23 protein-coding genes and 1 pseudogene are annotated in these 22842 nt (G+C 69.5%); 14 read left to right on the plus strand and 10 right to left on the minus strand.

Annotated elements, in window-relative coordinates:
- From C1703_RS00005 to C1703_RS00020, 4 genes are all read left to right on the plus strand, one after another.
- Window positions 1-504: hypothetical protein (locus C1703_RS00005; protein WP_232840360.1), on the plus strand; the 504-nt coding region annotated here is incomplete at its 5' end.
- A gap of 820 nt (window positions 505-1324) precedes the next feature.
- Window positions 1325-2467 carry a histidine kinase gene (locus tag C1703_RS00010; RefSeq protein WP_157993063.1) on the plus strand — a complete coding sequence of 381 codons (1143 nt, stop codon included), beginning with the start codon at window positions 1325-1327 and terminating at the stop codon, window positions 2465-2467.
- A gap of 3 nt (window positions 2468-2470) precedes the next feature.
- Window positions 2471-3136, plus strand: coding sequence for a response regulator transcription factor (locus C1703_RS00015; RefSeq protein ID WP_114249899.1), 666 nt, complete (start codon window positions 2471-2473; stop codon window positions 3134-3136).
- Between the two features lie 82 nt (window positions 3137-3218).
- Entirely contained in the window at window positions 3219-5276 is a 2058-nt protein-coding gene (locus C1703_RS00020) for an MMPL family transporter (RefSeq protein ID WP_114249900.1), read from the plus strand.
- A gap of 82 nt (window positions 5277-5358) precedes the next feature.
- Here the strand turns inward: C1703_RS00020 and C1703_RS00025 are convergent, their stop codons facing one another.
- Together C1703_RS00025 and C1703_RS00030 are read right to left on the minus strand one after the other, a co-directional pair.
- Complete coding sequence (locus C1703_RS00025; RefSeq protein WP_157993064.1) at window positions 5359-6309, minus strand: serine hydrolase; 951 nt, start codon at window positions 6307-6309, stop codon at window positions 5359-5361.
- 689 nt (window positions 6310-6998) lie between these two features.
- The gene (locus C1703_RS00030; protein ID WP_157993065.1) at window positions 6999-7295 is read right to left on the minus strand and encodes a hypothetical protein; all 297 of its coding nucleotides are present in this window, start codon (window positions 7293-7295) and stop codon (window positions 6999-7001) included.
- Window positions 7296-7585: 290 nt separating this feature from the next.
- Between C1703_RS00030 and C1703_RS39445 the strand changes: the two are divergent.
- Window positions 7586-7773, plus strand: a pseudogene (locus C1703_RS39445) (SAM-dependent methyltransferase); the annotation flags it as partial.
- Between the two features lie 58 nt (window positions 7774-7831).
- Here the strand turns inward: C1703_RS39445 and C1703_RS00040 are convergent.
- Together C1703_RS00040 and C1703_RS00045 are read right to left on the minus strand one after the other, a co-directional pair.
- The gene (locus tag C1703_RS00040; protein ID WP_114249903.1) at window positions 7832-8692 is read right to left on the minus strand and encodes an SGNH/GDSL hydrolase family protein; all 861 of its coding nucleotides are present in this window, start codon (window positions 8690-8692) and stop codon (window positions 7832-7834) included.
- A gap of 44 nt (window positions 8693-8736) precedes the next feature.
- A complete protein-coding gene (locus C1703_RS00045) occupies window positions 8737-9315 on the minus strand; it encodes a PadR family transcriptional regulator (RefSeq protein ID WP_114249904.1) in 579 nt (192 codons plus the stop codon).
- A 128-nt stretch (window positions 9316-9443) separates the two neighbouring features.
- On the opposite strand from C1703_RS00045, the gene C1703_RS00050 reads away from it, so the two are divergent.
- Together C1703_RS00050 and C1703_RS00055 are read left to right on the plus strand one after the other, a co-directional pair.
- On the plus strand, window positions 9444-9836 hold the full coding sequence (locus C1703_RS00050) for a nuclear transport factor 2 family protein (RefSeq protein ID WP_114249905.1): 393 nt from the start codon (window positions 9444-9446) through the stop codon (window positions 9834-9836).
- 358 nt (window positions 9837-10194) lie between these two features.
- Window positions 10195-11298 carry a DUF4037 domain-containing protein gene (locus C1703_RS00055; RefSeq protein ID WP_114249906.1) on the plus strand — a complete coding sequence of 368 codons (1104 nt, stop codon included), beginning with the start codon at window positions 10195-10197 and terminating at the stop codon, window positions 11296-11298.
- Window positions 11299-11487: 189 nt separating this feature from the next.
- Here C1703_RS00055 and C1703_RS00060 read toward each other — a convergent pair whose 3' ends face one another.
- Window positions 11488-12333 carry an NmrA family NAD(P)-binding protein gene (locus C1703_RS00060; RefSeq protein WP_114249907.1) on the minus strand — a complete coding sequence of 282 codons (846 nt, stop codon included), beginning with the start codon at window positions 12331-12333 and terminating at the stop codon, window positions 11488-11490.
- Window positions 12334-12397: 64 nt separating this feature from the next.
- Between C1703_RS00060 and C1703_RS00065 the strand changes: the two genes are divergently transcribed.
- Window positions 12398-12733: a helix-turn-helix domain-containing protein gene (locus tag C1703_RS00065; protein WP_114249908.1), complete on the plus strand. Its 336-nt coding sequence runs from the start codon at window positions 12398-12400 to the stop codon at window positions 12731-12733.
- A gap of 30 nt (window positions 12734-12763) precedes the next feature.
- Here C1703_RS00065 and C1703_RS00070 read toward each other — a convergent pair whose 3' ends face one another.
- On the minus strand, window positions 12764-13645 hold the full coding sequence (locus C1703_RS00070) for a radical SAM protein (protein ID WP_114249909.1): 882 nt from the start codon (window positions 13643-13645) through the stop codon (window positions 12764-12766).
- 272 nt (window positions 13646-13917) lie between these two features.
- Between C1703_RS00070 and C1703_RS00075 the strand changes: the two genes are divergently transcribed.
- Both C1703_RS00075 and C1703_RS00080 read left to right on the plus strand, forming a co-directional pair.
- Window positions 13918-14700 carry an MBL fold metallo-hydrolase gene (locus tag C1703_RS00075; RefSeq protein ID WP_114249910.1) on the plus strand — a complete coding sequence of 261 codons (783 nt, stop codon included), beginning with the start codon at window positions 13918-13920 and terminating at the stop codon, window positions 14698-14700.
- Window positions 14701-14755: 55 nt separating this feature from the next.
- The gene (locus C1703_RS00080) at window positions 14756-15148 is read left to right on the plus strand and encodes a nuclear transport factor 2 family protein (protein ID WP_114249911.1); all 393 of its coding nucleotides are present in this window, start codon (window positions 14756-14758) and stop codon (window positions 15146-15148) included.
- Window positions 15149-15324: 176 nt separating this feature from the next.
- Here C1703_RS00080 and C1703_RS00085 read toward each other — a convergent pair whose 3' ends face one another.
- Both C1703_RS00085 and C1703_RS00090 read right to left on the minus strand, forming a co-directional pair.
- Window positions 15325-15831, minus strand: coding sequence for a MarR family transcriptional regulator (locus C1703_RS00085; protein ID WP_114249912.1), 507 nt, complete (start codon window positions 15829-15831; stop codon window positions 15325-15327).
- Window positions 15832-15877: 46 nt separating this feature from the next.
- Window positions 15878-16960: a helix-turn-helix domain-containing protein gene (locus C1703_RS00090; RefSeq protein WP_114249913.1), complete on the minus strand. Its 1083-nt coding sequence runs from the start codon at window positions 16958-16960 to the stop codon at window positions 15878-15880.
- Between the two features lie 190 nt (window positions 16961-17150).
- Between C1703_RS00090 and C1703_RS00095 the strand changes: the two genes are divergently transcribed.
- Window positions 17151-17600 (plus strand): hypothetical protein, encoded by a 450-nt coding sequence (locus C1703_RS00095; RefSeq protein ID WP_114249914.1) that lies wholly within the window; start codon window positions 17151-17153, stop codon window positions 17598-17600.
- Between the two features lie 303 nt (window positions 17601-17903).
- Here C1703_RS00095 and C1703_RS00100 read toward each other — a convergent pair whose 3' ends face one another.
- The gene (locus C1703_RS00100) at window positions 17904-18680 is read right to left on the minus strand and encodes a phytanoyl-CoA dioxygenase family protein (protein ID WP_114249915.1); all 777 of its coding nucleotides are present in this window, start codon (window positions 18678-18680) and stop codon (window positions 17904-17906) included.
- Window positions 18681-18904: 224 nt separating this feature from the next.
- On the opposite strand from C1703_RS00100, the gene C1703_RS00105 reads away from it, so the two are divergent.
- Entirely contained in the window at window positions 18905-19327 is a 423-nt protein-coding gene (locus C1703_RS00105) for a DUF350 domain-containing protein (RefSeq protein ID WP_114249916.1), read from the plus strand.
- Window positions 19328-19505: 178 nt separating this feature from the next.
- On the opposite strand, the gene C1703_RS00110 is transcribed toward C1703_RS00105, so the two are convergent.
- Window positions 19506-19682 carry a hypothetical protein gene (locus tag C1703_RS00110; RefSeq protein WP_114249917.1) on the minus strand — a complete coding sequence of 59 codons (177 nt, stop codon included), beginning with the start codon at window positions 19680-19682 and terminating at the stop codon, window positions 19506-19508.
- 171 nt (window positions 19683-19853) lie between these two features.
- On the opposite strand from C1703_RS00110, the gene C1703_RS00115 reads away from it, so the two are divergent.
- Together C1703_RS00115 and C1703_RS00125 are read left to right on the plus strand one after the other, a co-directional pair.
- Window positions 19854-21029 (plus strand): spore photoproduct lyase family protein, encoded by a 1176-nt coding sequence (locus C1703_RS00115; protein WP_114249918.1) that lies wholly within the window; start codon window positions 19854-19856, stop codon window positions 21027-21029.
- A gap of 807 nt (window positions 21030-21836) precedes the next feature.
- Window positions 21837-22817, plus strand: a complete 981-nt coding sequence (locus C1703_RS00125; RefSeq protein WP_114257212.1) for a VWA domain-containing protein — start codon at window positions 21837-21839, stop codon at window positions 22815-22817.
- The last annotated feature ends 25 nt before the right edge of the window (window positions 22818-22842 follow it).

A 22842-nucleotide genomic window follows, 5' to 3' on the forward strand; every position in this document is an offset into this window, starting at 1 on the left:
TATCTCTCCACGTACGGCTTGGCCAAAGGCTGGGTGTGGCCGCCGGATCAGGAGTCGGTGTGGTGCGCCGAGTACCGCTTTTACAGCACCAGCGGCTCCTACAGGCCGCATGCCCACGCAGGCGACGCCTGGGCCGACATGCGCTCACTGGTCGACACCGCCGTGCGCGAGGCGATGGACTGCTTCCTGGGCGGCCTGATCTGGGACGCGGATCCGGCCGTTGATCCTGCGCTGACCGGCGGGGGCGTCTTCCCGCCCGCCACCGACCGCTGGCACCCGCGCACTCTCCTCGTCTGCCCGCCGGAGGTGGTGCCCGGCAAGGTCCATGCCTGGCAGCGGGTGGAGCCGCGTCTGGAGGAGTTGCGCAGGCCGTTCAGCGCGGAGTGCGAGGGCTGGGCAGGACGCCCGGACACCTTCGAGGGATTTACCGCGCTACTGCGCGAATGGGCCGAGGTGGCACGGGAGACGGCCCGTCGCGGCTGGGGCCTGGTGGGCCTGCCGTAACCCTGATCAGCAGCGGGCGGGAGACCGCCCTGGCGCAGGCACGGTGGCGGGCGGCAGGCACCACGCTCATGACGTGCTTCAGCAGCTCGTCACTGGCCGCCACCATCACCGACCACGCTGGCCTTTTCTCCTGCCGCCGGCGTCGGACCCACCAGGCCGCCTGTCGCTGCGCCGGCCTGCACAAGCGAACACGCGCAAGGCTCAGCCTCGGTGAACTTCCCACCGCACCAGCCACACCACAGGTCACCCACATAGGGACAATACGCCCGGCTGGCTGTTCCAGCGCGTGCTCCAAGGCCGACAGCACGGCCGAACGGCCATCACCACGGCCCTGTGTCGTGAAGCTCGCATCGGCGCGCCAGGCGCGGGAGATCCGCCTCGCGCGCCTGGCGCGCGCGGGTTGCCCAACGCGGGTGCGCTGGCAGACGTACGTACGGGTAGGGCTGAGGAGGGGCCGGCCGCGGAGCCCGCTCGGAGTCAGATCCCGGTCGTAGGAGCGGTACGCGTCGCCTCCGCGTTGGGCACCGGCATGGAAATCGTCGCCCGCGCCCCGGGACCAGGGGCTTCACCCTGGTCCCGAAACGCTGGACCGTTATGGCACCCGGCTGACGCCCCGTCCGGTGCAAGACAGCCAACATCATCGGCCCAGCCACGCACCGCTGCCGGCGTACCGAGCCCCGCCAGTACAGTGGTTCGCCGACTGCACGGGCAGGGAGCCGTGCCGTGCGCTCACTGACGAGGCCAGGTGGTGGGAGTGATGCGAGCGGGTGTCCTGACGCGCTGCTCGGAGTGGGGACGACGGCATTCTCTGGCAGGTGATGTGCTGCTGGCGCTGGTGCTCTTCGCTCTTTCTGCCCTCGTGCTCCGGTACCAGTCGGCGGACTGCGACTGCCATGTGCCGGCCTGGGCGTATGTGGCGGCTGCCGGTCAGACACTGCCCGTCGCCGCTCGGCGCAGGGCTCCGTTCGCCGTCAACGTCGTCGTCGCCCCAAGTGCGTTCATCTACGGACTGGCGGCCTGGCCGGCGCCTCCTGCACCGTTGGGTGCACTGACAGCGATTCACGCCGCTGCCGCGTACGCCCGCCGCTGGCAGGCGGCGCTGGTTCTCGGGGTGGCGGTGGTGATGGTCCCGGCGGTGCTGCTCGGCCGCGAGGCCGCCACAACGTTCATCGAGGTGGCCTACACGTGGCTGATCATCGTGGTGGCCTGGCTCCTCGGCGTGGTGAGTCGCTATCGCCTGCGGGCGCTCAAGGACGCCGTGACACGCCAGGACTCCCAGCACCGCCTGCTGAAGGCGGAGGCCGGTCGCGCGGCCGCGGAGGAACGGGCCCGCATCGCCCGCGAGATGCACGACCTGCTCACTCACTCGGTGAGCGGGATGGTCGTGCTGGCCGAGGGCGGTGCCGCGGCCTCCGCCGACGCACACCCGTCATCCAGCGCGATCTTCGATTCGATCTCCCTGCGGGGTCGGCGAACCCTGCACGAGTTGCGCGGCATGCTCGCAGTGCTGCGGCACGAGGACGGAGCCGACACCGGATCGCGACCGGATGCCGACGCCGGCGAGGAGCGCCGCCCCCTTCCCGGTCTGTCCGACCTTCCCGCGCTCATCGAGGCCGTGCGGGAAGCCGGAATGGAGGTCACCCTCTCCGGCGTGGTCGAAAGCCACATGAGCCCCGCCGCGCAACTCGCGGTCTACCGAGTCGCTCAGGAGTCCTTGACCAACGCGCTCAAGCACGCGACGGGCAGCCCCGTGAAGGTCCTGGTCGCAGAGGATCACTCCGGGGTTCGCCTTGAAGTGTCCAACCCCTTGCCGAGCGGCTCCGCGTTCACCGGCCGGGGCCGGGGCCACGGGCTGAGGGGTATGCGGGAGCGGGCCGCCAGCGTCGGAGGCCGGGTTCACATCGATCACACTGACGATGTGTGGAGTGTCGAGTTGGTCGTCCCGCAGGTGCAGAGAGGCTGATCCGTGGTGATCCAGGTACTGCTCGTCGACGATGAGGAGCTCGTCCGTACGGGCCTGCGACTCATCCTGGAGTCCCAGCCCGACATCACCGTAGTGGCCGAGGCCGGTGATGGACTGGCAGCGGTGTCGCTGGCCGGACAGCACCAGCCGGACGTCGTACTCATGGACGTACGCATGCCGTTGCTCGACGGAATCGCAGCCACCGCGGAAGTCCTCCTCGCCTCCCCCCGGTCGAAGGTGATCATGCTGACGACCTTTGACAAGGATGAGCACGTGTTCAACTCCCTCCGAGCAGGCGCCGGCGGTTTCCTGCTCAAGGACTCACCGCGCACGGACCTCATCAGGGCAGTGAGGGAGGTGATGGCAGGGCGGTCGCTGCTCTCTCCCGGGGCGACCCGGCAACTGATTTCGGAGTACGTGCGCACCGCACCGACTCGGACCCACGCTGCGCCGCCGGAACTCGCTGTGCTCAGCGAGCGGGAACGGGAAGTGCTCGCCCATGTGGCGCGCGGGCTCACCAACGCGGAGATCGCCGCGACGCTCACCCTCAGCGAGCACACGGTGAAGACTCACGTCGGCAACATCCTGGCCAAGCTGCATCTGCGCGACCGTGTCCAGGCAGTGATCTTCGCCTACGAGACCGGCGTCGGGACTGGTACCACAGGCTGAGCCACTCACCCCACGGCACCACCGCGGGAACCCCTCCGACGAGCGATGTCAGCCGAAACACCGGTGCCTAGCGTCCTTTGTTATGAACACAAAGGGTGTGATCTCGCGGAAGCGTCTGCTGGCCTGTGCCGTCTTCGGGCTGTGGCTGGCTGCTCTGGCAGCGCTGTGGCCCGCTGCCGACCGTATGGGGGCGTACGAGTCCGACGGGGCCTCGATGGAGCTGGTGAGCGGCGCGGACAGTACGCGTGTGCACGAGCTGGTGGAGGGCACCGAAGCGGCAGGCGTCGGGAAACAGGCGGCAGCCGTCGTGGCTGCGCGTCCTGGCGGTCTGCGCGGCACGGATCGCTCATGGCTCGACCACCTCCGTCGTCGTACGGCAGCTGCGGTGTCCGGGCGGCAGGGAACGTCCGCCATCACCCTCGCGGCCGACGGCACCATCGCCGCCTTCACGGCGTCCGCGACGGACACAGACCGTCTCGTCGACACCGTGCGCAGGCAGCTCGCCTCGGCTCCCGACGGCCTGCAGACCTACGTCACCGGAGAGGCGGCGCTGGATGTGGACGCCGACCAGCTGGAAGCAGGAACGGACACGCGGCTGCTGCTGGCCACCGTCGGCGTGGTCGTCCTGCTGCTGATCCTGACCTACCGAAGTCCGGTGCTGTGGATCCTGCCGCTCGTCTCCGTCGTGGCAGCCCTCGTCGTCGCGCAGGCGGCGATCGCCCTGTACGGCGCTCTCGGCGGTACTTACTCGGACCTGACCGGGAAGATCCTTACCGTTTTGGTCTTCGGTATCGGCACGGACTACGCGCTGTTGCTCGTGGCCAGATTCCGCGAGGAACTCGCCGCACAAGACGACCCGTTCGCGGCGATGAGCCGAGCAGTACGGCGCACGGCGAGGTCCGTGCTGTGCTCCGCGGCAGCAGTGGTGGGGGGCGTTTGGTGCCTGCTGCTCACATCCGTGCCCGAGACCCGGGGGCTGGGGCCCACACTCGCGCTGTCGGTGGTGGCGACCTCCGTCGTCATGCTGACTCTGCTGCCGGCACTCCTCCTGATCAGCGGGCGTTGGATGTTCTGGCCGTCGCTTCCCCAGGCCGGCCGGGCCGGCTCGATGTCCAAGCTGTGGGAGAAGGTCTCCCGCGCGGTCACACGGCGGCCGGTCCGCGCGGCGTTCGTGAGCGGCGCCCTGCTGTTGGGCCTCGCGCAGGGAGTGGGGGCGGTGCAGTGGGGCCTGTCTTCCGTGGACCAGTTCCGTGACCAGCCGGAGTCCGTGGCGGGCCTGCGCGTTCTCACCGAGCACTTCCCCACCGGCCCCGTCGAGCCGGCCGTGGTCGCCGTGCGCCCCTCGGCTGCGCGCCAGGCCCGCACCGCACTCGCCGGACACTCTCAGGTGACCGCGGTCGACAGGACCGGGCGCACCGACGGATGGGACCTCTACGAGGTGCAGTTGAGGGCAGCGCCCTTCAGCCGCGCCTCCGAAAACGCCGTACGTTCGCTCAGGCGAACCCTGAGCGACGCTGTGGGCGCCTCCGCCCTCGTCGGTGGCACCGCGGCAGAAGCGGTCGACGCACAGGATGCGGCAGAACACGACCTCATGGTGACGGTCCCCGCCATCCTCCTGGTGGTGGGAGCCGTCCTGGTGGTGTTCTTGCGCTCCTGGAAGATCGCAGGACTGCTCTTGGCCACCGTCACCCTCACATCCCTCTCGGCAGCAGGCCTCACCTTCGCGCTGAGCCGGTACGTGTTCGGCTTCGGCGGGATCGAGCCCCGCATCCCGCTGTTCGCCTTCGTGTTCGTAGTGGCCGTGGGCGTCGACTACAGCATCTTCCTGCTCCACCGCTACCGCGAGGAGCGCAGGCGTCACGCGTGCAGCACAAGCCTGCACCGGGCCATGGCCTCCACCGGCACAGTGATCACCAGTGCGGGAGTGGTGCTCGCCGCCACGTTTCTCGTCCTGGCCGTCCTGCCGCTCGTTCCGCTGACTCAGATGGGGATGGCCGTCGCCATCGGGATCCTGCTGGACACGTTCGTGGTGCGGCCCGTGCTCATGCCCGCACTCCTGACGTTGCTGGACCAAGGTGCTTCCGGCTCGGAACGGGACGTCCGTGCGGACCACGGCGAACCCTTGTCCCCGGCAAGGTGAGCCAGGCGTGTGGCCTGTTCCCCGTTCGGTTGAGGCGGCGTACGACGCCGCCGACGGGTCGCCGGAGCCACTTCGCTACCGGTCAGCCATCGTCGGCACCCAGCTCCCGGCTCGCGGCGGCCACGATACCGTGCACCACATCCAAGGCAGGACGCCAGTTCGCGCCCAGTGCCACCTCCGCGCCGGTGGTCACCGTGACCAGGGCGAGCGACGGTACGACCACAATGTGCTGCCCCGCGTATCCACCGGCGAAGTAGGTCGCGTGGCCCGCCATTTCCGTCACCCACCACAGGAATCCGTACCCCGCGCACTCCGGCGGGCCACCGGCGGAATGCTCGCGGGTCGCATCGGCGGCGTACCCGGCGGTGAACAGCCGCCGACCGCCCGGAGCCGTACCACCCGCCAACCACAGTCGCCCCAGCGCGAGGAGGTCCAGCGGCGAGAGCTGGAGATGGCCGAAGCCGTAGGGCAGTCCGTCGGGGTCTCGAGGCCAGTGCCACCGCGTGATGCCCAACGGGGCAAAGAGGCGACGAGCGGCGTACACCTCCGGATCCTCCCCCAGCGCGCGGGCAAGACATGCCGCCAGGACGTGGGCCGCACCGTTGTCGTACCGGAACTGCGCACCCGGCGCGGACAGGCGAGGAGCGGACAGGAGAGTGTCCACCCAGCCACCCGGGAGTGCCATCACGGCGTCGATGTCACAATCGCCGGAGGGATCCGCGCCGCCGGTCATGGTCAGCAAGTGACGCATGGACACCTGCTTGACAGCCCCTGGCACGGACCGACCCAGCAGTTCACCGACTGTGGCCTCCAGCCGGAACCGGCCATCCAGGACCGCGCTGCCCACGAGCGTGGACAGCACGCTCTTGGTGACGGAGAAGATGTCGCCCGGTTCGTCGACCGCCCGTCGCCTGTAGGCATGCTCGGCCACCCTGCGATTGCCGTGCATGACCACCAGGTGCTCAGTGTGCGAGAACCACGATTCTTTCCTGATGCGTGCGTCAGCCACCGCGACGGCCTCATCAACAGTCAAGAAGCGCCCCTTCACCTCGTCCGATTGGCCGCATACTCGTCGCGAACCCGACCGGGCACAAACGATTTACGGCGGGGAGATCGTCCGGCCTGCCCATTGACCGGGTAAGACCGACGAGGCACCCACCACGCGTGCAGCCGCTGCCAGCCCGACCCCGGCGCCCTCACCACAGACGCCCGCGTAGAAGAAGAAGGCGAGAAGTCCCACGACGATCCAATAGGCGATGTTCATAGTTTCCGTTCATGGACCACCGCCTTCGGGAACCCGTCGATTGCGTCGGTTGCGTCGATTGCCACAACGGCCCTTGAAGAAAGCCCGGTCCGTCTGCTGAGGCCATCGGACAGACGGGGCATCCAGACCCATCGGCCTCGCCTTCCTCTGACTGGAACGCCTCATACAGCCACCACCGTCGGCATCGCGGCGGTCGGCACCTTCCCGACGCCCTCCCGGGGATCGCCGCGAACCCTCGGACGACATCGCCGACTGTGGTGATCTCGGCCAGGCACACCCCTCCATCCCGTCCCACTCAACACCACCACGAACATCTCCCGGACCAGCACGACGCTCCCGCTGCATGAGCACCCCGCACCGGCCGCTGAGCCAGTGAGCCGCCGAGCCGGGCACAGCGCCGGGCCGCACCGGACTTCCGTGCGGCCCGGCACCGTTCTGCGACTCGGTGGTGCGCTGGCTCAGCTTCTTCGTGCCATGCGGTCCAGGTCGGCGTCGAGGACGGCCAGCTCTGGGTAGCGGCGCAGCTCTTGCTCTCGCTTCCACTCAGCAAGGCCGGCTTCGTGTGCGGCCAGCACATCGTCGGTGGTGGTGGTGCCAGTGAGGATGGCGAGAAGGACCAGGGCGTCGTCGCTCAGGGCCGTGACAGCGGTTGACGAACGCGTAACAGGTTGCGCCGACGGAGGCGCAACTGTTCCCGGTATCGGTGAGCCAGTGGTGAGTTCAACCCTCGCCTCCACACAGCCCGGCTCCTCCATCCTGGCATCACACCGCGAGGTCGAGCCCTCGCCCCGACAAAATCGGCGAACGCCGACGCCCAGGGACCCACAGGCGCGTCGGTAAACCCATGCTGCCCTGCAGTGCGATCTGCCAGCGCACGTACTGCGGGGCGCAGCGTCGGGTTGTCCAGCAGTTCGGCGAGCCGCTTGCTATTCCCTGGACGTCCGGGGTGGCGAGCAGGGGCAGGTCGCGCCTCCAGTCCTCGCTGTGAGCTCTTTCCGGTGTCAGCGGGAAGAGCATACTGTGCGGTATGGCGACTTACCACAGCATCGGTGCGACCTACGCTGACACCAGCGACCGGACCCCCGAATCGCCGCCAGGATCCATCAACCCCTCGATGGTGCCACCACTGTCATCAACGTAGGAGCCGGCACCGGCTCCTACGAACCGTCACACACGGTGCTGGCTGTTGAACCCAGCTCAGTGATGATCGCCCAGCGCCCAGCCGGATCCGCATCGTTTACCGGCTCGGGCAGGTGCCGGCCGCTTCTGATGCCCGGACAAGCGGATCTCGCTACTGCGAGGCGTCTGCCGGGTCGGCGGAGGGCTGTTGTCCACGCTGGAGGGCACGGCCGAGGCGTTGGCCGGAGCTGGGGACGGGCAGGAGGTCGGGGCGTTTGGCCACGCGGTCGTCTCCGGAGGAGCGCCCACACGCGCGCCTGCCGATCCACGGACCGAGGAATCCGGCGAGCCAGCGCACCTCGGCCGACGCGGCACGCAGGAAGCGTGCCCGGTCGGCAGGCAGGACGGGCAGCGGGTGGGTCCAGGAGTCGTCGGTGTCCGGCAGGCTGAGCGAGTGAGCGAGCGCCGCCGCGATCCGCTGGTGGCCCAGTGGGCTGCAGTGGAGGCGGTCCTGACTCCACAGGCGTGGATCGGTGGCCACCGGATACCGGGCGACGTCGGCGACGACGACACCGTGCCGGTGCGCCGCGGCGCGAACACGGTGGTTCAGCGCCTCAAGACGCGGCCGGAGCGGACGGGCCAGTGGAGTCAGGCGCGTGATGTCGGGAACGGTGAGCGTGGCCACGCGCGCCCCCTGGCCGGTGAGCGCGGCGAACATCGCCTCCAGATGCCCGGCCACCTCATCCGCGTCGAAGCGGGGGCGCAGCATGTCGTTGACTCCGGCCACGACCGTGGCGAAGTCCGGCCGCAGCGCGAGCGCCGCGGGCAACTGCTGTGCGTGGACCTGCCCGGCCAGACGGCCCCGTACGGCGAGATTGGCGTAGCCAAGCTGCGGGCTGTGCCGGGCCAGGTGCTCGGCGAGCCGGTCGGCCCACCCGCGCAGGCCTGTCACGTCGTCGCCGTCGCCGACTCCTTCGGTATGGCTGTCGCCCAGGGCCACGAAGCGCAGGTAGCGGGTCTCAGTTCCTGACATGTGCGGCCGGCTCCTCGTCTGCGTCAGCGCCAAGAACCACCACTCTAGTCAATTTTTTGATTAATGGTATTGGCGCGCTGGTCGAGCCTGCGCAACGCCATGTCGCCCCAGTGCAGGTTCTCCCGCTCGAACGACATCCCGCGCAGCAACGTCAGGTACGGGCCGATGCGCTCGGCCTCGGCGAAGTACGCCTCCTCCGAGCGGCCGCCCAGCAGCCGTTGCCGGATTCTCTCGTAGCGGGCCAGCTTGGCCGTGGCCCATTCCATGCGTTCGACGACGGCGGCACGCACCGCCTCGATGTCCCCGGCGTCCGCGCACTGCACCTTGACCAGCAGCTCGTCCCTGATGACCGCGGGCCGGCCCGGCGGCTGGGCCGTGTATGCGCGCACCGCCTCCCGCCCGGCCTCCGTCAGGGAGAACAGCCGTTTGTTGGGACGACGCCGCTGCTCGACGACGCGAGCGGTGACCAGCCCCTCGGCCTCCATGCGCTCCAGCTCCCGATAAAGCTGCTGAGGCGTCGCCGTCCAGAAGTTCGCGACCGTCGCGTCGAAGCCTTTCGCGAGGTCGTAACCGGACGCCTCGCCCTCCAGCAGCGCGGCCATCACCGCGTTCCGCAATGCCATGGGAGCACGGTACGGCCCCGCCAGTGTCCGGTGCCGAGCACTCCCGCAGCGCCGCAGCCTCGACAAGCACGGCAGTCGCCTCTACCCTCCTCTACACATATACAACTTGTTGAGTATCGAGGTTGATCATGCACCCCTTCCGCAAGGCCGTCGAGAACGGTGACCTGGACGCCGTGGCCGCCCTTCTGGCCGACGACGTCGTCTTCACCAGCCCGGTCGCCTTCAAGCCGTACCCGGGCAAGGCGATCACCACCGCGATCCTGCGCGCCGTGACACAGGTCTTGGACGACTTCACCTACGTCCGGGAGATCGCGGGCCCCGACGGCCGCGACCACGCCTTCGTCTTCACCGCGAGCATCGCCGGAAAAAAGCTCCAGGGCTGCGACTTCCTGCACTTCGACGAGGACGGCAAGATCGACGACTTCACGGTGATGGTGCGCCCGCTGTCGGCCGCCCAGGCGCTGTCCGAGGCCATGGGCGCCCAGTTCGACAAGATCGCCCGCCAGGCGGCCGAGCAGTGAGCCCGAGTGACCGACGCCGTCGACGCCGGCGCGCCAACGCGTGACTCACCACCGCCACCCGCCGGCATGCCGGACGAACGCACCTCCTGGCGCAGCGTCACCACATCCCCGGCGGCCGCGCCACGCCCCTCACCGCGGGCACTCCGCACTCGGCGCCGGCGTCCTTGCGGCGCAAACTGATCGTGGGGAGCGGCCCGTAGACGTCGCCCTCGCGCAGCCCGTGCCGCAGCTGTCGGCGGGACCGTAGGCGTCGGAGATCAAGGTCGATTGTCAGGCCGGGCGTTGCACTCACCAGGCAAACGCCAGTCCCGGGAAAAGCCTTCGCCCCCTGTCCTGGCCGTCCGGCAGGCTCTGGGCCATGACCACACCGTCCTTCACCCCCGGACTGGAGCTCTCCCGCCGTTTCTACTTCGAAGCCGTCCGGCCCCTGCTGGACGAGGCCGCCCCCGGCATCTCTCATTCCGCCGCCCGTCTCGGCAGCGGCTCGGAAGTCCTGGGATTCGACACCGCCCGCTCCGCCGACCACGAGTGGGGGCCTCGCCTCCAGCTTCTTCTGTGCCCGGACGATGTCGCCCGCCACGGGGCGGCGATCAAAGACCTGCTCTCCGCACGTCTGCCGAAGACCTTCCACGGCTACCCCACCCACTTCGCCCCCACAGCCGAGGCGGGTATCCGCGTCATGCAGGCGACCGACGGGCCGGTGCACCACCGCGTCGACATCACCGACCCGGCCACCTGGTTCACCGAGCAGCTGGGCTTCGACCCCGGCCGGGGCGTCACCCTGACGGACTGGCTGGCCACTCCCACGCAGCGGTTGGCCGAAGTCACCGCCGGCGCCGTCTTCCATGACGGCCTCGGCCGACTCGCCCCGGCCCGCGAGCGGCTCGCCTGGTATCCCCACGATCTCTGGCTGCACGTGCTTGCGTGCCAGTGGCAGCGCATCTCCCAGGAGGATGCCTTCGTCGGCCGGTGCGGCGAAGTGGACGACGAACTCGGCTCCGCCGTCGTCGCCGCCCGCCTGGTCCGCGACCTGATGCGGCTCTGTCTGCTCATGGACCGCCGCTACCCGCCGTACAGCAAATGGCTGGGCAGCGCCTTCGCCCGCACCCCGCAGGCAGCCGTCCTCACGCCCGTCCTCTCCGCGACCCTCGCCGCCACCGACTGGCAGACCCGCGAGCACCACCTGGCCCGCGCCTACGAGACTGTCGCCGCCGCCCACAACCGGCTCCGCCTCACCGACCCGGTCGACCCCAGCACGCGCACCTACCACAGCAGACCGTTCCAGGTCCTGCGCGCCGAACGCTTCACCGCGGCGCTGGCTGCCCGCATCACCGACCCGGCCGTGCGCGCACTGCCGCCGACCTGCGCCGTCGACCAGTTCGTCGACAGCACCGACGTCCTCAGCCGCCCAGGGCGGGCACGAGCGGTGACCCGGGCCGCCACCTCCGTCGCACAGCCGTGACGCCGTGACGATGCGCCTGGCCCGTGCACCGCACCTCGCTGCAACCTCCTCCACGTGTCACAGGGGCGGCCCGGGCCGCTGAGCAGTGGGAGTTCAGCACGGCTTGAGGGCTTGGCAGACCGTCCGTCGATTACGGCGGCTTGCCAAGTCCTGCCTGACGCAAGCGGTCCAAGCCGATCGTGGTTGCGGTCACAGGCCGATGTCGGTCAGCCACTGTCCGGTGGTGCGGGGGGTGATGCCGAGCTGCTTCTGGGCGGAGTTCTCGGGTGTGATCGAGCGGTCCGGCAGGGTGCTCATGGCCGCGTAGGCTCCGGCGACGTCGGCGGCGGGGCCCTCGCCGATCAGAGGTGCGACGGAGCTGCGGAACTGTTCGGGAGTGATCTGCTCGAAGAGCACGTCCTTGCCGAAGTGGGCGCCGAACGCCTCGGCCAGGTCCGGGCCGGTGATCGCCGGGTACTGGCCGACGGAGATCACGCCGGTGATGTCCGGGCGGTCGAACAGAGCGGCGACGACATCGGCGATGTCCAGGTGAGACGCCCAGGAGGCAGGGAAGTCGGCGCGGATCGGGTAGGGCAGTACGCCTCGGTCGCGGACCGCGTCGAGGACGTACGGCATGAGCAGGTTCTCCAGGTAGAACGTGGGTGTGATCACCGCATGGGGCACCCCGGTGCCGGCCAGTCCGTCGGCCAGGGCCGCGGCCGCGCCGCCGGTTTCGGGGTCGATCGGGGCGCCGCTGGTGGAGAACACCACTCGGGCCGGGCGGGCCGCGCGGACAGCGGCGACGATGTTGCGCGCGTAGGTGCGGCGATCCTCTTCGGAGACCACCGGCAGGTGGACGAACACGCCGTCAGCACCGCGGTAGGCCTCGGTCAGTTCAGCGGTGGAGCCGTAGCCGGCGGCTACGACGCGCTGCGCGCCGTCCACGACGGCGTCGGCGTTTCGGGTCAGAGCGGTCACGGACTTGCCCGCGGCGGAGAGAACGGCGACGACGGGGGCACCCTGGGCGCCGGTGGCGCCGTGAATCACGTAGGTCATGGCGCCATTAGTGCATGCGATACACCAGTTACAGCAACTGCACTAATGGCGTAGGGTCAAACTTGTGACCGATCCCTGTCTTCCCGAGTGCGGCGTCGCCCGGTTCCTCACGCTGCTCAACGGCCCGTGGGCCACCCTGATCGTGCGCGAACTGCTGCACGGACCCCACCGGTTCAACCAGCTGCGCGAGGCGCTGCCCGGCATCAGCCCCCACACCCTGACCAGCCGGCTGCGCCAGTTCGAGCGGCACGGCATCGTCACCCGCACGACCTACGCGGAGGTCCCGCCGCGCGTCGAGTACGCGCTGACCCCTCTCGGCGAGGGGCTGCGCGATGTCCTGGACGCCATGGGCACTTGGGCCATGGCGGTGCCGGATCCGGAGGCGGACGTCACCGCCTGACGCATGCCCCGTTCGGCGGCGCGGAGGCCGTCACGCCGAGGACGCGAGCCGCTGGCGCAGGGCGTCGTTGTCGTCGTGGTGGACGACCTCCTCGAAGCGCAGCCGCAGGCCGTGTGTGTCCAGCAGCTCCGCCACGATCGCGTCGAGCTGTTCGCGATGCTCCTTCGTCTGCGCCTGGAGGTACGCCTCGCGGACGTCTTCGGGCTCGTCGACGAGGACCTGGTCCATGCGCTCGCGGATGTACCGCTTGAGGTTGATGTGCTCCATGAACACCTCGCTCACCCCCACGTCGACGAGGCGGCCGAAGAGGTCGTCCAGGAGCTCGGGCCGGGTGGCGAAGTGCGGCAGCAGCGGGCCGACGAAGGCGTAGGTGGGGATGCCGGCCTCGGTGAGTTCGGCCAGGGTGCGCAGGCGGCGGGAGGCGAGTGGAGCGCGTACCTCCAGCCAGCGGCTGACCTTGTCGTCGGTGGTGGTCACGGTCATGCCGACCTCGGCGCGGGGCAGGCTGGTGAGCAGGTCGATGTCGCGGGTGACGACGGGTGACTTGGTGAGGATGCGGACCAGACCCGGGTACTCCACCGCTTGCAGTTCGCGCAGGATGCCGCGGGTGAGCCGGTACCTCCTCTCGTGGCCCTGATAGGGGTCGGTGACCGAGCTGAGCAGCATCGTGCCCCGCCGCCTGCCCTCCGGCATCTTCGCCAGCTCCTTGCGGGCGAGTTCGACCGCGTTCTTCTTGACGTACAGGTAGTCGCCCCATTCCTTCACCGACCGGCCGAACTGCCGCCCGGCGAAGCTGGCGAAGCAGTAGGCGCAGCCCAGCACGCAGCCGGTGTAGGGGTTGATGACGTAGTCGTTCGACGGGGTCTTCGACCTCTGGATCAGGGTCTTCGCTTCGATCTCGACCGGCTCCACGACCGCTTCCTTCCCGCTGACCCGAGCGTCCGCGTCCCAGACGCCGGATTCCTGTGCTGTCCGAGGGGCGGCGCCTGAGGGCCACCGAACCCAACCCTTGGAATAATAATCCATGGAAGTTGCTTCCATGAAATGTAAATGGTTTGCTGGACGCCGGGCCGGTTCGCAGGCCCTCATCGCTGCCCCTCGGCTGCCCCGGAGAGCCGCGCATCTCCCCTCCTGACCGGCTTCTCGGGGCCGCGTCTTCCCTGTTCTCCGCCTGGAGGTTGACCATGTCCGGCGCCAGCGCCACCAGCGAAAAGATCCCCGTCCGTGCCTACGGCGGTCCGACCACCGTGATCGAGTACGGCGGGCTCCGGTTCGTCACCGACCCCACCTTCGACCCGCCCGGCGAGTACCCCATGCCCCTTCCCGGCGACCACAAGCTCGTCAAGACCGAGCCGTCGCCTGTCACCGCCGCCGATCTGGGCCGCGTCGACGCCGTTCTGCTCTCCCATGACGAGCACGACGACAACCTCGACAACGCCGGCCGCGCGTTCCTGCCCGAGGTGCCGGTCGTCTTCACCACCGTCAGCGGTGCCGGCCGTCTGGGCGGTCATGCTCAGGGGCTTGCCTTCTGGCAGAGCGCCGAGCTGAAGCGGCCCGACGGCGGCATCGTCACCGTCACCGGCCTGCCCGCTCGGCACGGCCCCGAGGGCTGCGAGCCGATCTCCGGTGACGTCGTCGGCTTCATGCTCACCTCCGACGACCTGCCCTCGGTCTACGTCAGCGGCGACAACGCCGACCTGGCTCACGTCGAGGAGATCGCCGAGAGGTTCGCTCCCGTCGACACCGCGATCCTCTTCCTCGGCGGCGCCCGCATGTCCTTCGCCTTCGAAGGCGCCCTGCTCACCCTCGACAGCGTCCAGGGCGCCGAGGCCGCGAAGACGCTCGGCGCCCGCCGGGTCGTTCCCGCCCACTACGACAGCTGGGCCCACTTCAAGGAAGGGCGGAGCGAGATCGAGGCCGCGTTCGACGACGCCGACCTGGCGGACCGCCTCGACTTCGCCCGATAGCCCTCCCCCGCCCCCGCATCAAGCATCGACACATACCGCCCGTGGAGGAAACACCATGACCAGCGCGAACATCGACATCGCCCGTAGCTACTTCCAGGCCGTGCAGACGGGAGACATGGCCACCCTCGGCGAACTCCTCGACGAGTCGATCGTCTGGCACCAGCCCGGTGCCAACCAGTTCTCCGGCGAGCACAAGGGCCGGGACGCCGTGTTCCAGATGCTGGGCCGGATGATGGAGGCCAGCCGGGGCACCTTCGCCATCGACACGATCCACACGCTCATGGCCAACGGCGATCTGGTCACCGCCACCATTCACTTCAGCGGCCGTCGCGACGACGCGTCGATGAGCATGGACGGGGTCGACCTCCTGCGCGTCGCAGGCGGCAAGATCACCGAGATGTGGCTCTTCTCCAGCGACCCGGCCGCCGAAGACGCCTTCTGGGGCTGAACCCGTGCGTGTCCGGGGCTGGCCCCTGCCCCGGACACGCATGAGTCGCTCCGCACGAACGCGGCTGGTACCCGCTCGCCGGGACCGCGGCTATGTCGACACTGGTATTGCCTTCGACGGCAGCGCCGCCTTCCCCCGGTGGGTTGCGCCGCGGGCTCTGCGCGGGCCCTCGCTCACTACGCCGGCCGGCCGGGCTGTTTCGGCGTCCGCGTGCCCGGCGCCGGCGTCTGCCCGGCGTCCTTCCGCTCCGCGTCCAGGGCCCGTCCGGCTGCCCGCAGCGTGCTGAGGACCGCCGTCACCTCGCGCACGGACCGCTCGGAGATCACCGACCCGATCCGCAGTTCCAGCTCGTCCTCGAAGACCTTCAGTGCTCCGTCCACCAGTTTCCGGCCCTCGGGCGTCAACTCGACGATCGAGGAACGGCGGTCGGTGGGATTGGCGCGCCGCTCACACAGGCCCGCCGCTTCCAGGCGGTCGACCACCTTGCTCGTGCCGCCCACGGTGATCGAGAATTCCTCCGCGATGTCCTGGATCCGCGGCCCGGGCCGACGCAACAGCAGGTGCAGCACCTCGAACGAGGTCAGCGGCAGGTCGTACTCGGCCCGCAACCGCCCCTCGATGCCGTTCCACAGCTCGATCTCCAGCGAGACCAGCTCCCGGTACAGCCGCTTCAGGTCTGCCATCACTCATCTTCCGAAGAATTATCTTCCAGGGATTGCTAATGGTAAGTCACTGGTGTCGGGACTCCTGGCGAAGGACAGAGTTCGGCGCCGATGAGGGCGGGGCTGAGGCCAGCAGCCGTGCCGGACCTGTCGGCGCAGCCGCTTCTCGCTGTCGGTGGAGTTCCCTGGTGCTGCGCCACTCGCGCGGGGACATGCCGTAGGCGGCGCGGAAGGTGCGGCTGAAGTGGGTGGGGCTGGTGAACCCGAACCGATGGGCGACGGACGCGACGGTCGGCGCGTTCCGGCCGGGCCTGCCGAGTTCGCGGCGGCACGCCTCCAGCCGGTTGTGCTGGATCCAGCGGCTGACGGTGGTGCCCTGTTTCTCGAACAGCCGGTGCAGATGGCGTACGGACATGTGGTGGGCGGCGGCGATCGTCCGCGGGGAGAGGTCCGGGTCGGCGAGGTTGCGATCGATGAACGCCTTGACCCGCAGGAGCAGGGCGGTGCCCGCCGCGTCTGTTCCGGTATCGGGTACGTCGCGCTCCAGGCGTTCGGCGGCGAGGGTGGTGATCAGGTCGGCGGCGTTGCGAGCGAGGAGGTCGCCGACGTGGGGAGGATGGTCGGCGGCTCGGTCGGCGAGACGGGACAGGAAGGAGATGACCAGCGCCGCGGTCTCGGTGTCGGCCTCGATCGGCGCCGCGCTGAGAAGCCGCAGGTCGGCCTCACTGACGCCCACCATCCATCGCGGTATCTGGAACACGTGCGACCGGAAGGACGCCGTCACTTCGGTGGCGAAGGGACAGGTGGTGTCGAAGAAGGCCAGGGCCCCGGGGCGGAACACCGTCTGGCCGCCGTTCCGGTCGATCACCATCTCACCGCGAACCTGTAAGGAAACACTCACGTAGTCCGTGTCCGCACCGGCGGCACCGGGTGCGGTCCGGCGGATGCGCAAAGGCGCGGCCTCCGTCGTGCTGACGAGCGCGGAGCCGAGCGGGAAGGCCGTGAGAGTGGCCTCGTGGGGAGCCTTCGTGGGGGTGGAGATGTCCAGGCGGACGGATCTGAGCTGGCCGTACGTCTGGCTGATCACCTCGTACCAGTAGTCCAGCCGCTCCCTGGCGGGTACCGATGCCGTGGACAGCACGATGCTCATGGTGGTCCTCCCCCTGTGCTCCTCTTTCCTTTCGTCTGATCGGTCCCAGGCTGTGCATCGGTTCAGGCGAGACGTCACGCAGACGCACGTTCTCCGGCACGGAGAGACAACTCCGCACCGGACACTGCCCATAACTTCGTTCCCGGCGCGCGGTCCACGCGCGCAGAGACACGCCACGGGAGGAAGAGGGATGACTCGCATCGGCAAGAAAGCGGCCACCGCAGGAGCCGTGCTGCTGGCGACCGCCGGCCTCGGAACGGCGGCGGCACCCGCCGCGCACGCCGAGGGCAGTTACAACATCCGGATCGACATGTACACCAGTATCGTCGCCGACTACTGCCTGTTGACGACGACCAGCGGCAACGGCCGTGCCGCGTGCAGCGGCAACAAGCCGCCGTCGGGCTCGTTCCGGCTGGGTGTGGTGCACAATCCCGGGGACCGCGTGTGGCTGGACATCAATGTCGTCGGGGGTAGGGACCGCAAGGGCATCGACCTCCAGGGCAAGCACTTCATCGTGGTGAGCGGTGACGTCTTCGCGCTCAAGGTGTGCGGCTGGAAGAGCCTCGCCTCTCACGACGCCGGCAACACGGGGGTGACCCTGCATGGGACAGGGATATGCATCGGCGCTCCGCGCGCTTGACGCACCGTCGGCCGATCCCCGGGCGCCGGGCACCCGGTCCGTCACCGGCGGCCGGGTCCAGCGGCTGACGCTGCCGGGCGTCTCGGGCTCGGCTCGCCACGGGTATCGCGCGTAGTCGGAGGGCCTGCGGCGGCCGGTTCGCTCTTGGGCCGCCGCGGGCTCTTCCGCTCGCATCGAGTTCGCGCTCGGCTTGCGGCTACTGGAGCGCGACGCTGCTGGGTCTCCGCCCCGAGCGGGACCAGCGGCTCGTCGGCGTCGGGGAACCGCGGCCGATGCCGCGCAGAGCCAGTCGGAACGGCACAGCTAGTCACCGTCCTGCCCCAGGCCCCGACGGATCGCGATCTCCACGGCGGAGTACGCGCCGTCGGCCCGCTCCAGTTCGTACGGCGCGGCCGGCATCAGGGGCGGCTGGGCCATGAAGCGCGGTCGCACCCCGTGGTGCGGTTGCGCCGCGTGCACCAGGAACGGATGGCACAGGAAGACGTCGCCCGGGGACCCGGTGGCGTAGGCGAGTGGCCGGTGGTCTGACGCGGCCACCAGATCGGGCGCGAGGGCCAGTCCACTCGCCCCGTCCTCCCCGTACTTCTCCAGCACCTTCGGTACGTCGAGGTGTGAGCCGACCCGGATTCGTGTGGGGGCGTCCTCCTCACCGACCTCGCTGAACAGGAAGAGCATCAGCAACGCCCGGTCCCGGGAGCGCAGGTTCGTGAAGTACCAGCTCTCGCCCTCCGGCAGGTAACTCCCCTCGATGTGCCAGCCCGCGTCGTCGGGCTCCTCCGCGTGCGGGAAGCGGAGCGGGAACGTGCCCAGCGAGTAGCGCGGCTCCCAGCGTCCCTCGCCGACGAGCAGGTCGTACGCGCGGTGCAGGGACGGGGAGTTGGGTGCGGCCGCGAACGGCCCCTGTGCCATGCCGGCCACCCAGTGCACGGGCTGCGTCCACGTCGCTGGATCGTCCGGGTCGCAGCCCGTCTCCCGCCACAGCAGCCGCGCGCAGTCCGCGGCCACGCGCGGCGCGACGGCGCCTTCCAGCTTCACGAAGCCGTCGCGGATGAAGGTGGATACCAGGGTCGTGTCGTCCATGCCCCCATCGTGCGGCGGCACCGGTCCCGGCCACCCGACATTTTCTCCACCACCTTCGTCGGGCGCGCGGTCGGGTCTCGGGTTGTCTGGTTGTCGGGTTGCAGAGTCACGCAGGTTCGCGCGGAAGGCCGGGCGATGATCAGAGGACGGACCGTCTGCGCTAGATTTTGCCTCTCCTTGACCGCGATCACTCACGATCTCAACCCTTTGGAGTCGGCAATCCCATGAGCGACATCGTCAACGGACTCGGGCGGGCCACCGCATACGGCGGGCTGGGGCTGGTCCTGTTGGTCCTCGGCATCGTCCTGGTCGACGTGCTGACGCCCGGAAAGCTCGGCCGACAGATATGGGAACAGCGCAACCGCAACGCCGCCGTGGTGCTCAGCTCCGCACTGCTCGGTATCGGCGGCATCGTGTTCACGTCCATCTGGACGACGTACGAGGACTTCGGCAAGGGGCTGGTCTCGACTGCGGCCTTCGGGTTGCTCGGGCTGGTGATGATGGCCGTGGCGTTCCTGGTGGTGGACCTGATCACGCCGGGGCGCCTGGGCGCGACGCTGGTCGAGGCGGAGCCTCATCCCGCGGTCTGGGTGACGGCGTCCTGCAACCTCGCTGTCTCCGCCGTCATTTCGGCGTCCATCGCCTGAACCCTGGTCCTGTGGGAGGTGTTGCGGCGGCCGCTCAGAGAGTGAGCGTGCTCCGGCGGGGCGGACCGTCAGTGGTCACGGGACCGCCCGACGGCTCCGGGCCGAGCGGCCGCCGCCCCGGCCGGGCAGGTCGCCGAGCGCTGGGCGGCCGTATCGCTCGGTCCTCGCCTGAGGCCGGTCAGCGCCTGCGGCCCCGGGCCGACCAGCCGCTGCCGACCCCCGCGACGTGCAGGGCGAGCAGGGCCAGCCCGATCAGCATGACGTTGGTCGAGGTGAAGACGTCGTTGGTGGAGATCTCCGCCGCGTTGATGAGGAAGGCGAGAAGAAACAGGACTGCCGCGATGATGCCCAGCACTCTGTGCCTCCTTGGGTGGGGTGCCGGCCGAGGGTTCCTGTCACCCGTATGCCCCCGGCGGTCCCGCTCACGCACCGTGCGCGGCACGCTCGGGCGCGGCGGTGACGTGTGCCCCGTAGAGTGGAAGTGACCGGGCCCTTCGCCTCTCGCACCATCCGTCCGGGAGCACTCATGCACCACCCGTCGGGCGGTCCGGACGACGACTCCGGCGCACTGTTCGGGCTCGACGCCCTCACCCCCGCACCCGCCGCCACCGACCGGCACCCCTCCTTCCGCACCTCCGCGGAGGCCCGCCGGATGCTGCCCGTGCGGGAGATCTACGCCGAGCCCGCGGCTGCCGCGTCCCCGCGCGGGAGGCAGATCACCGCCCGGTTCCCCGACGCGCGCGTGACCATGGTGGACTCCCACTGGCGCATCCCCGGGCTGCACGGCAACCAGGGCAACATCGACCGCTGGGTGCGTGTCAAGGGCGAGACGCTGGTCCTGGGCGAGAAGAAGACCCTCACCACACGCCCCAACGGCCGGTCGGCGGACTGGATCGCTCCCGGACCCTCCAACGGCTGCGCCATGGCCTGCGCCTACTGCTATGTGCCCCGGCGCAAGGGGTACGCCAACCCCATCACCGTCTTCACGAACATCGACCGGATCATCGGCCACCTCGCCCGGCACGTGGCGCGGCAGGGGCCCAAGCCCGAGCCGAACCAGTGCGACCCCGAGGCGTGGGTGTACGACATCGGGGAGAACGGCGACTGTTCGGTGGACGCGCTGATCTGCGACAACACCGCGGATCTGGTGCACGCGTTCCGGCAGTGGCCCACGGCCAAGGCATCCTTCGCCACGAAGTTCGTCAACCCCGACCTGCTGGCCCTCGATCCCCGGGGGCGCACCCGCATCCGCTTCTCGCTGATGCCGCCGGACGACGCCCGGCTGCTCGACGTGCGCACCTCACCCGTCGCCGAGCGCATCGGCGCCGCGGCGGACTTCCTGGACGCGGGGTACGAGGTGCACCTCAACCTCTCCCCCGTGGTCGTCCGTCCCGGCTGGCAGGACGCCTGGGCCGAGCTGCTCGTCCACCTCGACGACGTCCTGCCGCGGCGGGTGAAGCAACAGGCCGCCGCTGAGGTGATCATGCTCACGCACAACCAGGAGCTGCACGAGGTCAATCTCGGCTGGCATCCCCGAGCCGAGGAGGTGCTGTGGCGACCTGAGCTCCAGCAGGCCAAGCGCTCCGAGAACGGCGCTCTGAACGTCCGCTACCGCAACAGGGTCAAAGGGGATGCCGTGCGGGCGCTGCGCGCCCTGATCAGCCGCCATGCGCCGTGGCTCCGGGTGAGGTATGCCTTCTGAGAGCGGGTCGTCGTAAGGGCGGTGCGCAGCTCGACAGGGGGTGAGCCGCTGCCTCGCTGGTGGCCGGGCAGTCGATCGGCGCATTCCAGGCGTGGTCGGGCCTGCGCCCCCGGGATCCGCCTGGCCCGCGTGCGCCGGAACGGTTCTCCCCCGGCCTCATCCGAGGCGGTCACGGGTGTCGAGGGGGTCTCCCGGTCCTCGTCAGGGGTGGCCGCCCAGCTGGCGAGGAGTCTGAGCCGGTCTTCGTCGCGTCATGGAGTCGAGGATCCACTGGACGCGGGGCGGGGTGTCGACGGCCTGACGCCGTCGGCTCCTGGATCGCCGGGCTGGCCATCGGTTTTTCCCTGGGGGTCACGGGCTGGCCCCGCCGCCGTCGGCACGGTCGTCGCGGCGCTGACCCTGATCCCCGCCGTCACCGTCGCGCTGGTCCAGCACCGCCGTCCGGGGCCGTCGCCCGCCTCCCCCGCCCGGGCCGCCGACGCATTCGGTGGGACGGGCTGAAGAACGAACGGGCGCCGCCGTCACAGAAAAGCCCCGTCACAGAGCAAGGAGACAGAACCTATGCGCGGAGTAGTCATGCACACGCTCATGGGTCATGAGCGTGTGGGCGGACGAACGCCGCGCCACCAAGGTGCTCCTCACCCTCTGGGGTGCGCGCACCCCTTGCCCCGGGTGCCGGATCCAAGATCGATTGTCAGTGGTGGGTGAGAAGGTGGGAACACCAAGCCGGAACGAGGGGGAGCTGTGACGACCGGAAGCCAGAACTACATCAACCACGTTGCGCTCGTGCTGGATGCCAGCTCGTCGATGTCGCATCTGAGCGGCAAGGTGGTCGAAGTCGCCGACCAGCAGATCGCCTATCTCGCGCGCCGTTCGAGGGAGCTGGACCAGGAAACGCGCGTCACGGTGTACGTGTTCGCCGACAAGGTGGAGTGCGTCATCTACGACAAGGACGTGCTGCGCATGCCGTCGCTGAAGCAGCTGTACCGGCCCGGCGGCATGACAGCCCTGCTGGCCGCCGCGCTGAAGTCGCAGAGGGAACTGGCCCAGACGGCCCAACTGTACGGCGACCACAGTTTCCTGACGTTCGTCCTGACCGACGGACAGGAGAACGCGAGCCACCGCTGCGAGGACTCCCCCGCCCGGGATCCGCGTGAACTGGTCAAGGCCGTGGCCGAGATGATGGCGACCCAGCAGGACAACTGGACACTGGCCGTCCTGGTGCCCGACCAGATGGGCAAGCGCGAGGCCATGCAGTGCGGCTTCCCCAGGGACAACATCGCCATTTGGGACGCCACCAGCACACAGGGCCTGGAGGAGGCCGGGCAGGTCATCCGGCAGGCCACCGAGAACTTCATGGTGGGCCGCACGCAGGGCATCCGGGGATCGCGGGCGGTGTTCTCCACCGGCGCGGACGCGGTCAACAAGGACACCATCAAGGCCGCCGGTCTCACCCCGGTCGATCCGTCGAAGTACCAGCTGATCCCGGTGGCTCGCGACGCGGGGATCCGGGAGTGGGTCATCGAGTGCGGGCACCCTTACCGCACGGGCGCGGCGTTCTACCAGCTGAGCAAGTCCGAGAAGATCCAGGCGCAGAAGCAGATAGCGGTGCTCGAGAAGAAGACGGACCGCGTGTACACGGGGCCCGCGGCCCGAACGCTGCTGGGCCTGCCGAACACCGTGGTGCGCGTCAAGCCGGACCACAACGACGATTTCACCATCTTCGTGCAGAGCACCAGCGTCAACCGCAAGCTCGTGTCCCATACGCGGCTGCTGTTGATGCTCTGACACCTCGTGGATCCTGGGGCGGCAC

Origin of the sequence: Streptomyces sp. Go-475 (genome assembly GCF_003330845.1) — a bacterium.
GTDB lineage: Bacteria > Actinomycetota > Actinomycetes > Streptomycetales > Streptomycetaceae > Streptomyces.

Excerpts from the sequence above, each read along its gene's own strand:
- C1703_RS00080 (WP_114249911.1), top strand. The coding sequence starts at position 14,756 with ATGACCAGCGCGAACATCGACATCGCCCGTAGCTACTTCCAGGCCGTG.
- C1703_RS00030 (WP_157993065.1), bottom strand. The coding sequence starts at position 7,295 with ATGGAGGAGCCGGGCTGTGTGGAGGCGAGGGTTGAACTCACCACTGGC.
- C1703_RS00085 (WP_114249912.1), bottom strand. The coding sequence starts at position 15,831 with ATGGCAGACCTGAAGCGGCTGTACCGGGAGCTGGTCTCGCTGGAGATC.
- C1703_RS00020 (WP_114249900.1), top strand. The coding sequence starts at position 3,219 with ATGAACACAAAGGGTGTGATCTCGCGGAAGCGTCTGCTGGCCTGTGCC.
- C1703_RS00115 (WP_114249918.1), top strand. The coding sequence starts at position 19,854 with ATGCACCACCCGTCGGGCGGTCCGGACGACGACTCCGGCGCACTGTTC.
- C1703_RS00100 (WP_114249915.1), bottom strand. The coding sequence starts at position 18,680 with ATGGACGACACGACCCTGGTATCCACCTTCATCCGCGACGGCTTCGTG.
- C1703_RS00095 (WP_114249914.1), top strand. The coding sequence starts at position 17,151 with ATGACTCGCATCGGCAAGAAAGCGGCCACCGCAGGAGCCGTGCTGCTG.
- C1703_RS00060 (WP_114249907.1), bottom strand. The coding sequence starts at position 12,333 with ATGACCTACGTGATTCACGGCGCCACCGGCGCCCAGGGTGCCCCCGTC.
- C1703_RS00050 (WP_114249905.1), top strand. The coding sequence starts at position 9,444 with ATGCACCCCTTCCGCAAGGCCGTCGAGAACGGTGACCTGGACGCCGTG.
- C1703_RS00125 (WP_114257212.1), top strand. The coding sequence starts at position 21,837 with ATGTCGCATCTGAGCGGCAAGGTGGTCGAAGTCGCCGACCAGCAGATC.
- C1703_RS00075 (WP_114249910.1), top strand. The coding sequence starts at position 13,918 with ATGTCCGGCGCCAGCGCCACCAGCGAAAAGATCCCCGTCCGTGCCTAC.
- C1703_RS00105 (WP_114249916.1), top strand. The coding sequence starts at position 18,905 with ATGAGCGACATCGTCAACGGACTCGGGCGGGCCACCGCATACGGCGGG.
- C1703_RS00040 (WP_114249903.1), bottom strand. The coding sequence starts at position 8,692 with ATGTCAGGAACTGAGACCCGCTACCTGCGCTTCGTGGCCCTGGGCGAC.
- C1703_RS00055 (WP_114249906.1), top strand. The coding sequence starts at position 10,195 with ATGACCACACCGTCCTTCACCCCCGGACTGGAGCTCTCCCGCCGTTTC.
- C1703_RS00045 (WP_114249904.1), bottom strand. The coding sequence starts at position 9,315 with ATGGCATTGCGGAACGCGGTGATGGCCGCGCTGCTGGAGGGCGAGGCG.
- C1703_RS00090 (WP_114249913.1), bottom strand. The coding sequence starts at position 16,960 with ATGAGCATCGTGCTGTCCACGGCATCGGTACCCGCCAGGGAGCGGCTG.